The organism is Robiginitalea insularis (assembly GCF_052497835.1).
The window spans coordinates 2,789,847-2,803,667 of the sequence record NZ_CP199296.1 but is presented as its reverse complement, the minus strand read 5'-3'; the positions used below and the strand labels follow the sequence as shown (position 1 = coordinate 2,803,667).

The following is a 13,821-nucleotide window of genomic DNA, read 5'->3' as shown; positions in this document are numbered from 1 at the left end:
ATAACAAACTTTTTTGCAGGCCAGGCACAAACACTATGGAAAGGCCACTTGTACATACTTATTACAGAAATTATAAAATAAAAGTAGGGTTTAGGGACGTTAAGTTGTTATATAGATGTTCATTTAAACCCAAAATCATTACTTATACTATGAAAACATTAAAAATCAGCACTTTATTGATTGCAGTGGCAACCCTTTTCGTTGGTTGTTCCAAAGATGAGGCAGACGGGAATGGCCTGCTGCGAATTAGTGCAAAGGCAAGTGTCAGTGAAAATGGCACTGCCCTGACGGCTAAATCTGTAAATACAGATGTTACGGTTACCGATTTTCGCATGAACCTCAAGGAATTTGAACTGGAAATCGAAGAATCCGAATACGATGAAAATGAAATGATGGATGATTCAGATTCCTGGAATGACGATGGCTATTATGACTTTGAAGATGAAATAGAACTGGAGGGTCCTTTTGAACTGGATTTGCTTCAGGGAGAGATCTCTTTTATTACGACAGAAGTACCTAACGGGGCTTTTGAAGAACTGGAATTTAAATTTGATGAAAGTGACGACCCTACCAGCGACCTTTTCGGAAAATCTGTTCTGATCCAGGGAACCGTCAACGAAGTGCCCTTTATTTTCTGGCATAACTTTGAAGATGAAGTGGAAGTTGATTTTGAAAATCCGGAATTTGATATCGTTATCCGCGACAATACAGATGGGATCACCATTGACTTTGACCTTTCCCAGATCTTTGACGTGGTCTCGGGAGTTGACCTTGCACAAGCCGTGGACGGCAATGAAAACGGGACGATCGAGATCAGCCCGGACAATGCCGACGGCAATGGGGATTTAGCCCAACTGATCCGTGAGCGGATCAAAACAGCTATCGATTTGCTGGATGATTAATTTATAATCAGAGTTTCCTAAAGTGAAAAAGGCTTCCTGCGCATTGCAGGAAGCCTTTTTTGTAATTAGCATATGATATCAGGGGAACCGGAATTATTACCTCAGGACTGGCTTTGTGCTTGCCGGATTTTAAGTTTTAGATTGACCGTTAGCTGGTCGTTCACTTTTATAAGCCCCATCACCTTGGAAGGTGGCTCCAGATTGAAGTCACTGAAACATACATTCAGGTCTCCTTCAATACACAGGCTGCCGGTCTGATCACAGAACACAAGCGTTTCGTAGGTGCGGCATTGGCCTGCCAGCATAACGGACACCCCTACCTTATAAGTATTCAAGTTATCCGATGGCTTCTCTACATAGAGTAACTCCAGTACCACTTCAGGGTATATGTCGGATTTAAGTAACTCCTGGAAATCTCTGTTAATGGCGTTGCCCCCACAATCAAAACAATTACTTGACAGTTCCAGGCGGGTATTGCGGAAAGTGTATCGGTTGGCACCTTCTTCGTAGTAAACGCTCAAAGGGTTGTCCAGTTCCGTGACACTGTAACGACAATGGAACGTATTGACATTTGTGCTGCCCGATATGACCATTTCACTATCCGATGCGATATAAACATGTGTTTCTCTGAAAGGAGTATCGAAAGATGTGGCCAGAAGAAGCAAGGAGCTGAGCAAAAAGAAATTGAAACTACGAAATTGTATCCTGTTCATGTCTGATAAATTTAATGGTTACGTATCAAACCCGGAAATCCATTTGAGATTTCCGGGTTTGCTACCTGCAAAATTCCCCTAGAAACTGATGACAGCTTCGAACAATACCCCTTTGAATTCACCCTCATTGAAAATGCTGGTGGTATCAAAACCATCGTATTGCTGGTTTACGTATTCGAGTTTTGCAAGAATATTCCTTGTCAGGAAGGCTCCAACACCCAGTTGCGTGCGATCTATAGTGATGTCAGCACCTGAAGCGTCGTCTCCGGTTACGGTATTATAACGGCCTCCGATATAGAAGTTCTCATTATTTCCGAATCGATAGATAAGCTCCCCGGCAAACTGGTTTACTGTTCTGTCGCTGGTTTCGGCTGTCGCCTTTCCTTTGGCGCTTTCAATGGTTCCAAAGAACTCAAGGCCTTTGTACTTCACAAAAGGGTTGATCATAAAGGAAGTGATCTCGTTGCGCATACCAGGATCGTAACGTCCGCTGCGGAAATTACTTACCGGAGAAGCTTCGGTATTTTCCATAACGAGATAGTAACGGGAACCGGCACGGTCTGCACTGTAGAGGTATACCCTTCGGGATTCCCCTGTAGTGTAAAGCGATCCTGTAAGGCGTACCCTCAGATCCGTATTGAGTTGTTTATCGTATCCGAGTTTGGCCAGGAAGGAAGCTTTAGTAGTTCCTGGATTGCTAACCGCCTGGTTCAGCTTACCGTTAGAAAGGCCAAGCATTCCTATAAACCCGTTATTGCGGTAATACACTTCCCCACCTACCTCAGTTGTAAACGAATCCATGATAAGGTTTCCGACAAAAGGGTTAAAGATGGTTGCAGAGTTATCACTACGCCTGAAGTGGGCATCCCCGTAGTTATTCTCCATATGACCAAGTTTAACGGTCAGGTGCTTCATGGTATTTTCCATAAAACCCGGGCTGATCCAATCCAGTTTGTCTATCTGGATATACCCTCCCTTAACATAGGGTTCCGGGTGGTGCCTGGAAGACAGATACGTTCTGAGGTGCATGCGTACCCCGTCGGCCAGCACTACATCCAGGTCCAGGTTGGCAGTGGCCAGGTTAAAGTTATCGCCAATCTCAATGAGTTCCAGTTCGTCTCCGGATGCCCCGTGAGAGTTTTCGTGGTCCACCGCCTGGAATTGAAGGGTTGATGACCCCCCTACCCGTACTTGCAGTCCATCAAAGGTAGTTACGCTATCTTTTGGTGCTTCAAAAACGTGTATTCCTCTTTTATCTGGCAGTCTGTAGTTGTCAAGGTCGCGGCTTTGCGCAAAGACCGTAAAGCCCGATATTAATAAGCTGAGCAATAATGCATTTTTAAAAAGTGTTTTCATGGTTCTATGTATTAAGTATTTATGTATTCCTATTTAGTCCAGACGGTGTTGAAATGCACTTCAACTGCGTCTCCTGTTTTAATGGTACCCAAAAGTGCCTTTGGAGGTTCAATCTTATATGTTGTCATTTTTAATGGTTTTATGCCTTCTATTTTCAATTCATGGCCGAGGGAAAGGATGAAAGAAATATCTGTTTTACGAGTGGTTCCGGCAATTGTAAGGTTGGCTGAGGCCTTTACTTTAAACCGGTTGGACGTTGATATGATAGGCTGAATGTCCATTACTTCAAGCATCTTAAAAGAGATGTTCGGGTATTTTTCGGTATTCAGGGCGTTATAGGTGTTGTTATCCATCCCCCCTTTCCCGCTTTTCAGGCTTTCGGCCAGTACCTGGAATTCCAGTTTATCAATTACCGGGATTTCTTCTTCGGTATTCACAATCAGGATCCCTGAGGTTTGCTCGGCTATTATTTCCCAATCATGGAGTGTTGATGTTCCGGTAACGGTTACTTCTCCTTTTTGAGTAAGCGGTTTAAATTCCTGAGCTACAATCATCATTGGAAGTGCAAAAAGCAGTAATCCTGTGAGAAAATTTCGGGCTATTTTATTTTGATAATTTGCTTTTGAAAACATGTCATTACTTGTTTTTGTCAGGACAAAGTTCCATACCAAAGTCTACAACTAAGATGATAATTATCATTTATTATTTCAATTCTGAATACGGATTCTACAATTCGCTCATAATAAGCACAATAGTTTGATTGTTAACCTCTTATGATTTTATTTTTATAATTGAGCAGCCATAAACTCCGGAAAATTCCGATTAAAATATTTCCTGAAGGCCTGCTGCTTCTTGCCTGTAAATGATGTATATATTAAGGTATAGGTTCTTATTAAGAATCCATGATTAATATCATAAAATCCCCTGGGGTAAGCCCGTAATTTTACAACTGATTTAGGTCTAACAGCAAATAAATAATAAGCCCAATGAAAACACTTACAGAAAAGCATCTGAGCGTATATACCTTCGGGGATAAAAAGGCCGATGGCGACCGCAGCATGAAAAACCTGCTGGGCGGCAAAGGGGCCAACCTGGCGGAAATGAGTCGTATCGGGATTCCGGTACCCCCTGGTTTTACCATCACCACGGAGATTTGTACTCAATATAACCAAGAGGGAAAAGACGCGGTCATCAAGCGCATTGAAAACGATGTGCGCAATGCCATTGAACAGATAGAGCAAACCATGGGAACCGTTTTTGGTGACAATGACAACCCCCTGCTGCTTTCAGTGCGTTCCGGTGCACGTGTATCCATGCCCGGGATGATGGACACGGTTTTAAACCTTGGGTTGAATGACCAGTCTATCAAGGGGGTGATAGCCAAAACCAAAAATGAACGTTTTGCCTGGGACTCTTACAGGCGCTTTATACAAATGTACAGCGGGGTGGTCCTGGGGCTCAAACCCGAGTCTAAGGAAGATCTGGACCCCTTTGAAGAGATCATTGACCATCTGAAGGAAAAAAGGGGCATAAACCTGGATACGGAATTTACCGTACAGGACCTGCAGGACCTGGTTTATGACTTTAAGGAAATTGTCCTGAAGCGCAGTGGGAAACCCTTCCCATCAGACCCCTGGGAACAGCTCTGGGGTTCTATCCTGGCTGTTTTTGACAGCTGGAACGGGGACCGGGCCGTCTATTATCGTAAAATCAATGGGTATCCGGAAGACTGGGGCACTGCCGTGAATGTACAGGCCATGGTTTTTGGAAATATGGGAACCGATTCAGGTACGGGCGTATGCTTTACACGCGATGCCGGTACCGGGGAAAACAAATTCAATGGGGAATACCTGATCAACGCCCAGGGGGAAGATGTAGTTGCCGGGGTACGGACCCCTCAGCAAATAACGTTGCTGGGCTCCAAGCGCTGGGCCGAACTGGCACTGGTTGAGGAGGAAGATCGCAAAGAAAATTACCCCTCTTTGGAAGAATTGATGCCCAAGATCTACGACGAGTTATTCGAATACCAGCGCAAGCTAGAGATTCATTATAAGGATATGCAGGATATGGAATTTACTATCCAACAGGGGAAACTCTGGATACTGCAGACCCGTAACGGCAAACGAACCGGGGCCGCTATGGTAAAAATTGCCATGGACCTGCTGGAAGAAGGCCTGATTGACGATAAAGCAGCCCTCAGAAGAATCGATCCGGTTAAACTGGACGAATTACTGCACCCCATCTTTGACCCGGAGGCTTTAAAAGAAGCAGAGGTCATTGCCCAGGGGCTTCCTGCCTCCCCGGGTGCGGCTACCGGACAAATCGTATTCTTTGCGGATGAGGCCGGGAAATTTAAGAACAGTATCCTGGTGCGGGTCGAGACCTCACCTGAAGACCTGGAAGGGATGAACATCGCCCGGGGCATTGTAACCGCCCGTGGCGGGATGACCTCTCACGCAGCGGTAGTTGCCCGGGGCATGGGAAAATGCTGTGTTTCCGGAGCCGGGGCGTTGAAAATTGATTATAAGCAACGCGTCCTGAAAGTGGACGGACACGAATACCATGAAGGAGACTGGATTTCCATCAACGGCTCTACCGGAAATATCCTGGAGGGGAAAGTGGCCACCAAAGAACCAGAACTGAGCGGGGAATTTGCAGAATTGATGGAACTGGCCGACACCTTCGCCCAACTGGAGGTTCGGGCCAATGCGGATACCCCAAAGGACGCAGAAACTGCACGGAATTTCGGGGCAACCGGAATTGGCCTTGCCCGGACAGAGCATATGTTTTTTGCCGTGGATCGTATCAAAGTGATGCGGGAAATGATCCTGGCCACTACCGTGAAGGGCCGCAAACAGGCCTTAAAGGAACTCCTGCCTATGCAGCGTTCTGATTTTGAAGGGCTGTTCCGCGCCATGAAAGGACATCCGGTGACCATTCGCCTGCTGGACCCTCCCCTGCATGAATTTGTACCTCACCAGCTGGCCACCCAGAAAGAGCTGGCCGAAGACCTGCACATATCCCTGGCTGCCGTTAAAAGCAAGGTGGCCGAACTGGAGGAATTCAACCCAATGCTGGGTCACAGGGGATGCCGCCTTGGAAATACCTATCCTGAAATCACAGAAATGCAGGCCCGGGCCATCCTGGAGGCCGCACTAAACCTGAAAGAGAAGGAAGGGATTGAAACCCATCCGGAGATCATGATCCCCTTAGTGGGTACCGTTGAGGAATTCGTTCAACAAAAGGATGTCATTGAAAAAACGGCAGAGGAGGTATTTAAAAAACGTAAGACGAAAATACCTTTCTCCATCGGTACCATGATGGAAACCCCCAGGGGAACCCTGGTGGCAGATGCCATTGCCGAGCAGGCCGATTTCTTTTCCTTCGGAACCAATGACCTTACCCAGATGACTTTTGGGTACTCGCGCGACGATGCCGGGAAATTCCTGCCTGTATACCTGCAAAAAGGTATACTGAAGGCAGACCCCTTTGAAGTCTTGGACCAGGAAGGTGTGGGACAATTGGTACAATTAGGTATCGAGAAAGGAAGAAAGGCACATCCCGGACTAAAAGTGGGGATTTGCGGGGAACACGGAGGAGAACCCAGTTCCATCGCTTTTTTCCATAAAACAGGGATGAATTATATAAGCTGCTCCCCTTTCCGGGTACCTATTGCCCGGGTAGCGGCAGCACAGGCAGCCCTGGAAGACCCAAGGTAAATACCAGCCCGCTTTACAGAAATCCCCTCAGACTAGTCGTCTGGGGGGATTTTTATTGATTAAAGCTGTATACTGCACTATTTCTAGGGCATTTCACCTACTTTTGCAGGCAGAGCGATGACCTGAAATGATTGAATTTTTCCAGAAAAAACGATTCCTTGTAGATTACCTGGGAGGCCTGGTGGACATACATAACCACATCCTGCCGGGAATTGATGATGGGGCCAAAAACATAGAAGAGTCTATTGGCCTGATCAAGGCCTTCGGGGAGATCGGGATCAACCGCTTTATAGCTACCCCCCATATTATGCATGGGATGTATCCCAACACTCCTGAAACCATTGCGGCCGCCCACGATGAGTTGTTATCAGCCCTTATGGTGCGCGATATGAAGGATATCCGGGTAGATCGGGCCGCTGAGCATATGATTGACCAGCGCTTTTCTGAAATCATGGTGGAGGGCGGCTTTGTGCCACTGCAACAGTCCTATATGCTGGTAGAGACCTCCTATTTGTCAAAACCCTTTAATTTTAAGGAAGCCATCCTGAACATAGCCAGCAGGCGCATGCAGCCCATTCTGGCCCACCCCGAACGCTACCCCTATTTTTCGAGCAAGTCCAAGACCTATGAACGCTACAGGGCACAGGGGATCCGTTTTCAATGCAACCTCTTGTCTTTTGGGGGGTATTACGGAAAGAATATCCAGAAAAAAGCATTGGATATGCTGGAGGATGAAACCGTGGATTTTGTGGGCTCAGACGTACATAACCTGAAGCACCTGCGGGCCCTGAAACAAATTCAGTTACCCGAAAAAATTATTCAAAAAATGATCCCTGTAATCAGCCGTACTGTGGAGACCTTTTACTAACAGAAAGGAAATTTAAGCGGCCCCGAACTTCCACCAGGCCTTCTTTTTGGAAGAACTGTATCCGTAACCGTACTTCCCCCCATACCCCAGTTTGGATGCCGCCACATTGTTCACTACAAAAGAGAGGTTTTTGATCTTGCCTTCTTTCAATAGTTTCAGGGGGAAGGACAACACCTTATTCTCTGTAGATCCTGCCTTAGTGACATAGAGGATTTGATCTGCATGATTGGCAATTAATTGAGTATCGGCTACTACTAAAAGAGGGGCAGAGTCAACAATGATATAATCATAGATTTTAGAGGCCTCCTCAAAAAACTGATTAAGGCGGTCTTTCATCAGTAGTTCTGCCGGGTTTGGAGGAACTTTTCCCGAATACACCATACTTAAGGTTGTACCGTTAAGCGGGAGTTCCTCGGTTATTTCCTCCAGGGTTATATCATTGTCGAACAAATATTCAGTCAGTCCCAACCCGCTACCCTGAATCGCCTTTTTCTCCGCTTTTGCCTGTTCCCTGGAGATAAAACGAAGTAATTTGGGGTTACGAATATCTGCTCCTACCAGTAGTGTCTTCTTTCCTGAATTTATTAGGGTCAGAGACAGATTGGAAGACAAAAAGGTCTTCCCTTCTCCCGGCACACTGGAAGTAACCAAAATGATATTTCGCTTCTCCTTTTTGGATTTGGATCGTAGCAGATAATCCAAATTCGTTTGTAGAATACGGATGGATTCTGCCAGCACGGAACGGTCTTCTTTACCCACCAAAAGGTTTTCTTTTTTGCTAACCTTTGGTATTTCGGCTAAAACCGGGATATCCCCAACAATTTTTTCCAAACCAACTTTATTATGGATCTTGTTATCCAGAAGTTCATTGGCATAGATAACTATAAAAGGAACCAATAACCCCAATGAAATTGCAATAAAATAAGTCATCAGTTTATTTGGGTATACTGGTGTATTTTTAGAACTATATGCCCAGTCGATAATAGAGGAAGGCGGAGAAGCAGAGGCAAAGGCAATCTGGGCTTCTTCCCGTTTTTCGAGCAGGTATAAATAAAGTTCCTCTGTCGTAACCTGTTGACGAGTAATATCCCTTAGTTCCCGCTCATTACCCGGAGCTGAATAGATCCGGTAATTGATCTGCGATTGCTGTTTGCTGAGGCTGTTGATCTGCATGCTTAAATTTTCCGCAGTATTATTCAGACTGGAAGCAAGACTATTTTTTAAAGAGTTTAATTGTTTGTCCAATTCCTGCACCACAGGGTTGCGCTCAGAAGAACTTTCCAACAAGCTATTGCGTTGTGCAACAATTTGATTGTATCTGGCCGTAGTAGCCGCTACAGTTTGGTCTGACAAACCCAGGTTGGAGGGTAGCGTTTCATATTCGTCTTGGTTTTGTACCATATCCAGCATGGAGGAGGCCATATTAAGCTGTAAGGTGGCATTTTCCAACTCCTGCCGGTTAGCCATCCCCACATTTAAATTCATATTGGATTCGGAGGCAATGTCCGTAATACCTCGGTCCGTTTTAAAGTCTTCGGCGGATTGATCTACTTTAGAAAGGCTGGAAGAAATTTCTTTAATACGTGCATCGATAAAATTAGAGGTCCTATCGGCTACTTCCTTTTTCATCTTAATTGCGTTGTCATTATAAACCTGAATAAGGGTATTAATAATATCTTTCGCCTTTTTTTGGATCCGATCTTGCAGATACAGTCCAAGTACATATGAATTTTTATCATTTGGGGCAATTATAATCCGATCTTTGTAGGCATCAGCGACCACAGTAATCGGACTGATCTTAATATGAAATCGCTTACCAATAGCATTTTTAATACTTTTTGGATTTGGAGTAATAATTAGTTCTCCTATTGGAGTTTCAATAGAGCTTCCAAAGGTATATGCCTGGCTTTCTCCCCCTTCCGAATCTTTAAAAGCAAATGAAGCTTCCGAAGTTAATTCAAGGAAGAAATCGTATGAAATCGAAATAATAGAATCAGACTCAAGAAAATTTAGATTTAGTGGAGGATTGTTGTAAAGTTCTGACTCGAGGATATCTCCCTGAACAAAAATTTGGGTATTCAATTCCAATTGACGTACCACTTGAATTAAGTTAGAACGGGATTTAATGATTTCAATTTCATCAAGAATAGGATTGGAATTTCCCTGCAGTAAATCCAGGTCCTTAAAAAACCCTAATTCGGAAGATCCCTCCTCGGGTTGGATCTTAATAAGCGCCTGGGCTTCATATTCAGAAATAGTATATCGGTTGTATACATAACCAATCAAAAGAAAAAGGACAACTGAAAATAAAAACCATAACCAGTTTTTCGTATACCCTTGTATAGTTTCTTTAATATCAAGTGAATCAGATGAAAGGCCGTGAGCATCATTTTGCATAAAGGAACGAAATTGAAATATTTATCTGGTAAGAATCAGGGTACTGGTAATAAGTAAAGAAATTAAAGAGATTGCTATTGTGGTTCGACTATCTAAAGTAGAAGATGCAACTGCCGAATTATTGGGTTCCACGTAGACCACATCATTCTGAGTCAAATAAAAGGCGGGGGAATTAATAAGCTCTTTACTGGTTAGATCGATGCGGTGGTAGATCTTTGTGCCCTCAAACTCCCTGATAACCAAAACATTGTTTCGAACCCCTTTAATGGTCATATCCCCGGCGAGTCCCAAGGCCTCCAAAATGGTGATCTTTTCCCCATTTATGGGATATGTCCCAGGCCTCATAACCTGTCCTAGGAGCGTAACAGTAAAATTCCTTAATCGGATATTAATAATGGGGTCTTTTAAATAATCAGATAATTCCTCCCTTAGCCTAATTCTTAATTGTTCAGGAGATAAGCCAACAACTTTAATTTTACCAATCACCGGGAAATCGATTTCCCCATTCTTATCAACAAGATAATCCACGTTCAAGGATTGTGCGCCTTCACTTCCCGCAACCCCAATGGTCAGATTAAAAGGTACACTGGCTTCAGGGTTCAGGGTAGAGATATAAATACTAATCACATCATCAACCTTAAAGACCGGTTCAAAGGTATTGTCTGAAACGATAGTTTCGTAATTTCCGATATCCTGAAAATACACCACGTCCTTTTTGGAACCACAGGAACCAACCAGTATTGCGAGGGCAAACCCAAACAGCCCGGCAATTATGTTTTTTAATTTCATTTTTTTCTTTTTCATTTTAATGTTTTGCGCTAATTCTGATGAATACTCCCTTTTTTAACTTGTATAGTAGGTTCTGCATTCATCTCAGATGGTATTTTCTTATCAAGCTCACACAGATCCGAATTATTGGAAACGTACTCTGGGACAATTTCCTTCATCAGAGATACCGGATTTCCTGAGAAAAACATGTTGTTGATACATAGTTCCTCAATACGCCCTCTGATCTCAGTATAATTCAACTCACGTACCTTGCTAATCATAATCTTCTTATGATAGGTAGGCAGTGTGTTTTCCCCATTGGCAAGTAATTCCTCATAGAGTTTCTCCCCAGGACGCAGTCCGGTAATTTTAATATCTATATCCTCGGGATACTTCAGGCCGGATAATTTGATCATATTTTTGGCCAATTCAAAGATCTTGACGGATTCTCCCATATCAAAAATAAAGATTTCTCCTCCTTCGCCCATGGCCCCTGCTTCTAAAACCAGCTGAGAAGCTTCCGGGATAGTCATAAAGAACCGGGTAATGTCCTTATGGGTAACCGTAAGCGGGCCGCCTTTTTCTATTTGCTTTTTAAATAGCGGGATTACTGATCCATTAGATCCCAAGACATTCCCAAAACGGGTTGTAATAAATTTTGTAATGCCTTCCTGTTGCTTGCAACTGATATACATTTCAGCAATCCGCTTGGAGGCTCCCATCACATTGGTGGGGTTTACCGCCTTATCCGTAGAAACAAATACAAATTTCTCCAGTTGATATTGTGTAGCCAGGTCCGCTACTACTTTAGTTCCCGCAATATTGATCTTGATGGCTTCATAGGCATTGTATTCCATTAGCGGGACATGCTTATAGGCAGCAGCATGAAAGAGGATATTGGGCCTGTATTCCTGGAAGAGCAGGTTTAAGCGTGTCTTATCCCGTATGTCGGCCACAATAGGCACAAAATTATGGAAACCGTTTTGCTTTAATTCCTGCTGCAGATCATAGAGGGCGGATTCGGCCTGGTCGATGATGATAAGCGCCTTGTAATTGTAATTACAGATCTGGCGGACCAGTTCACTTCCTATGGAACCCGCGCCTCCGGTTACGATAACCGTTTTGTTGTCCAGTTCCCCTGAAATACGGGATTTTTTAATGGTGATGGGAGCCCGGTTAAGCAGGTCTTCAATTTGAACCTGCTTGATCTGTGAGAGCTTTAACTCCCCGTTGATCCAATCTTCAACAGGAGGTACAATTTTGATCTTAACGGGTAATTCCACCAACTCCTCTACGAGCATTCTCAGTTTCTTCTGATCAATATTCTGAACGGAGAAAATGACCTCCTCCACATGTTTTTTTTGTATAAAATCCAGGTTTAGACAGTCCTTACCATATACCTCAACACCGTTAATCAGTTTCCCTATTTTTTTCGTGTCCTCGTCTACATAACCGACTACCCGAACATTTGTACGGGTATGCCCGGTTAGGGCATTTTGGGTAAGAATACCAGATTCCCCTGCTCCATAAATCAGTACATTTTTCTGACTTCTGTACTCCCCCTGAATCAGGTTGTAATAAACCGTTTTAAACACATAACGGGAAGCCGTGAGTCCCAGAAACGCCACCAGGCTGTTGATAACAATTATGGATAGTGGAAACCGTAATTCTGTTTGAACAAGCTGATAGGTCAGGGCCATGGAAACCACAATGGTCAGGATGCTGGAAAGACAGATAGCATTGAAAATGTTGTAGACATCCCTTACCCCAGTATGTCGTACAACCCCTTTGTAAGATCCGGTAATTAAAAAAGCAATCAGGGAAATCCCTATCAAAATAGGTAACTGTATCAATAAATGCTCTTTGTCAAAATCAAGGGTGAAATTAAACCGAATCAAATAGGAAATTACAAAAGCCACCCCTACAATGACCAGATCAATTGCCAATACCAGCCACTTGGAGGCAAAGCGTGCAACCGAATGAGATAGGTAATTTTGTATCATGATAGACTGTCTTTAATTATACGGATTGTTCTCCATAAATCTTCCTCTGATAAATTGGAGCCGCTGGGCAGGCAGAGCCCGCGCTCAAACAATTCTTCAGAGGTGCCATCTGTGTATTTCAACGAATTTTCAAAAACCGGCTGCAAATGCAGGGGCTTCCAGAGGGGACGGGATTCGATATTTTCATCTTCCAGGGCCAGTCTTAATTTCTCCCGAATTTCAAAACTAGGAGTCAAAACGGTGCTGAGCCATCGGTTTGAAAAACTGTGCTGTGGTTCTTCCAAAAATTCCAGCTGATCAAAGCCAGCTAATTCCCTTTTATAAAATGCAAAGTTGCTACGTCGCTGAGCGACGCGGTCTGGCAACACCTCCATCTGCCCGCGCCCGATCCCGGCCAATACATTACTCAACCGGTAGTTATAGCCCACCACGGAATGCTGGTAGTGGGGGGCGGCATCCCGAGCCTGGGTAGAAAGGTAAATAGCTCTTTCCTTTAATGCTTTGGATTTGGTGACCAGAGCCCCTCCCCCCGAAGTGGTGATGATCTTGTTCCCGTTAAAAGATAAGATCCCTATGGTACCAAAGCTACTGCAGGGGATATTTTTATATGTACTGCCGAGGGCTTCGGCGCTGTCTTCAATGATAGGGATGTCGTATTTCTCCGAAATGGCTTGTATTTCATCAACCTTATAGGGTACTCCGTACAGATGCACGGAAACTATGGCTTTTGGTTTCTTTCCTTTTGCAATACAATCCTCGATAGCCTGATTCAGTAATGCAGGGGAAATATTCCAGGTATCCCTTTCACTATCCACAAAAACAGGGGTCGCCCCCCGGTATAAAATGGGATTGGCTGAGGCCGAAAACGTAAAACTCTGGCAGATGACCAGGTCCCCGTGGCCAACATCCAACAGATCCAGGGCCAGGTGAATGGCCGCCGTACCAGAACTCAAACCGGCAACATGGACGTTCTGGCCTATAAAGGACTCCAAAGACTTTTCAAAATCGGTGACATTAGGCCCTAACGGGGCTATCCAGTTGGTATCAAAGGCCTCGTGAACATAGTTGAGCTCTGTTCCACCCATATGGGGAGAA

General features: G+C 44.3%; 10 protein-coding genes. 3 read left to right on the top strand and 7 right to left on the bottom strand.

The window, feature by feature from the left end; all coding sequences use genetic code 11:
• Positions 1-149: 149 nt before the first annotated feature.
• A complete protein-coding gene (locus ACT6NV_RS12715) occupies positions 150-902 on the top strand; it encodes a hypothetical protein (RefSeq protein WP_445384820.1) in 753 nt (250 codons plus the stop codon).
• 101 nt (positions 903-1,003) lie between these two features.
• On the opposite strand, the gene ACT6NV_RS12710 is transcribed toward ACT6NV_RS12715, so the two are convergent.
• The 3 genes from ACT6NV_RS12710 to ACT6NV_RS12700 form a co-directional block, all read right to left on the bottom strand.
• Positions 1,004-1,615 carry a hypothetical protein gene (locus ACT6NV_RS12710; protein ID WP_445384819.1) on the bottom strand — a complete coding sequence of 204 codons (612 nt, stop codon included), beginning with the start codon at positions 1,613-1,615 and terminating at the stop codon, positions 1,004-1,006.
• Positions 1,616-1,693: 78 nt separating this feature from the next.
• The gene (locus ACT6NV_RS12705; RefSeq protein WP_445384818.1) at positions 1,694-2,971 is read right to left on the bottom strand and encodes a hypothetical protein; all 1,278 of its coding nucleotides are present in this window, start codon (positions 2,969-2,971) and stop codon (positions 1,694-1,696) included.
• Between the two features lie 29 nt (positions 2,972-3,000).
• Complete coding sequence (locus ACT6NV_RS12700; protein ID WP_445384817.1) at positions 3,001-3,603, bottom strand: YceI family protein; 603 nt, start codon at positions 3,601-3,603, stop codon at positions 3,001-3,003.
• 354 nt (positions 3,604-3,957) lie between these two features.
• On the opposite strand from ACT6NV_RS12700, the gene ppdK reads away from it, so the two are divergent.
• Positions 3,958-6,690 (top strand): pyruvate, phosphate dikinase, encoded by a 2,733-nt coding sequence (gene ppdK, locus ACT6NV_RS12695; protein WP_445384816.1) that lies wholly within the window; start codon positions 3,958-3,960, stop codon positions 6,688-6,690.
• A 127-nt stretch (positions 6,691-6,817) separates the two neighbouring features.
• Positions 6,818-7,558 carry a tyrosine-protein phosphatase gene (locus ACT6NV_RS12690; protein ID WP_445384815.1) on the top strand — a complete coding sequence of 247 codons (741 nt, stop codon included), beginning with the start codon at positions 6,818-6,820 and terminating at the stop codon, positions 7,556-7,558.
• A 12-nt stretch (positions 7,559-7,570) separates the two neighbouring features.
• Here ACT6NV_RS12690 and ACT6NV_RS12685 read toward each other — a convergent pair whose 3' ends face one another.
• Genes ACT6NV_RS12685 through ACT6NV_RS12670 form a run of 4 tightly spaced genes read right to left on the bottom strand, consistent with a single transcriptional unit; the run spans position 7,571 to position 13,811 of the window.
• The gene (locus tag ACT6NV_RS12685) at positions 7,571-9,955 is read right to left on the bottom strand and encodes a GumC family protein (RefSeq protein ID WP_445384814.1); all 2,385 of its coding nucleotides are present in this window, start codon (positions 9,953-9,955) and stop codon (positions 7,571-7,573) included.
• Positions 9,956-9,976: 21 nt separating this feature from the next.
• Positions 9,977-10,759, bottom strand: a complete 783-nt coding sequence (locus tag ACT6NV_RS12680) for a polysaccharide biosynthesis/export family protein (protein WP_445384813.1) — start codon at positions 10,757-10,759, stop codon at positions 9,977-9,979.
• 14 nt (positions 10,760-10,773) lie between these two features.
• Positions 10,774-12,726 (bottom strand): SDR family NAD(P)-dependent oxidoreductase, encoded by a 1,953-nt coding sequence (locus tag ACT6NV_RS12675; RefSeq protein WP_445384812.1) that lies wholly within the window; start codon positions 12,724-12,726, stop codon positions 10,774-10,776.
• The gene (locus ACT6NV_RS12670) at positions 12,723-13,811 is read right to left on the bottom strand and encodes a DegT/DnrJ/EryC1/StrS family aminotransferase (protein WP_445386699.1); all 1,089 of its coding nucleotides are present in this window, start codon (positions 13,809-13,811) and stop codon (positions 12,723-12,725) included. The genes ACT6NV_RS12675 and ACT6NV_RS12670 overlap by 4 nt, the downstream gene beginning before the upstream one ends.
• Between the last annotated feature and the right edge of the window lie 10 nt (positions 13,812-13,821).

Excerpts from the sequence above, each read along its gene's own strand:
- ACT6NV_RS12715 (WP_445384820.1), top strand. The coding sequence starts at position 150 with ATGAAAACATTAAAAATCAGCACTTTATTGATTGCAGTGGCAACCCTT.
- ACT6NV_RS12710 (WP_445384819.1), bottom strand. The coding sequence starts at position 1,615 with ATGAACAGGATACAATTTCGTAGTTTCAATTTCTTTTTGCTCAGCTCC.
- ACT6NV_RS12705 (WP_445384818.1), bottom strand. The coding sequence starts at position 2,971 with ATGAAAACACTTTTTAAAAATGCATTATTGCTCAGCTTATTAATATCG.
- ACT6NV_RS12700 (WP_445384817.1), bottom strand. The coding sequence starts at position 3,603 with ATGTTTTCAAAAGCAAATTATCAAAATAAAATAGCCCGAAATTTTCTC.
- ppdK (WP_445384816.1), top strand. The coding sequence starts at position 3,958 with ATGAAAACACTTACAGAAAAGCATCTGAGCGTATATACCTTCGGGGAT.
- ACT6NV_RS12690 (WP_445384815.1), top strand. The coding sequence starts at position 6,818 with ATGATTGAATTTTTCCAGAAAAAACGATTCCTTGTAGATTACCTGGGA.
- ACT6NV_RS12685 (WP_445384814.1), bottom strand. The coding sequence starts at position 9,955 with ATGCAAAATGATGCTCACGGCCTTTCATCTGATTCACTTGATATTAAA.
- ACT6NV_RS12680 (WP_445384813.1), bottom strand. The coding sequence starts at position 10,759 with ATGAAAAAGAAAAAAATGAAATTAAAAAACATAATTGCCGGGCTGTTT.
- ACT6NV_RS12675 (WP_445384812.1), bottom strand. The coding sequence starts at position 12,726 with ATGATACAAAATTACCTATCTCATTCGGTTGCACGCTTTGCCTCCAAG.
- ACT6NV_RS12670 (WP_445386699.1), bottom strand. The coding sequence starts at position 13,811 with ATGGGTGGAACAGAGCTCAACTATGTTCACGAGGCCTTTGATACCAAC.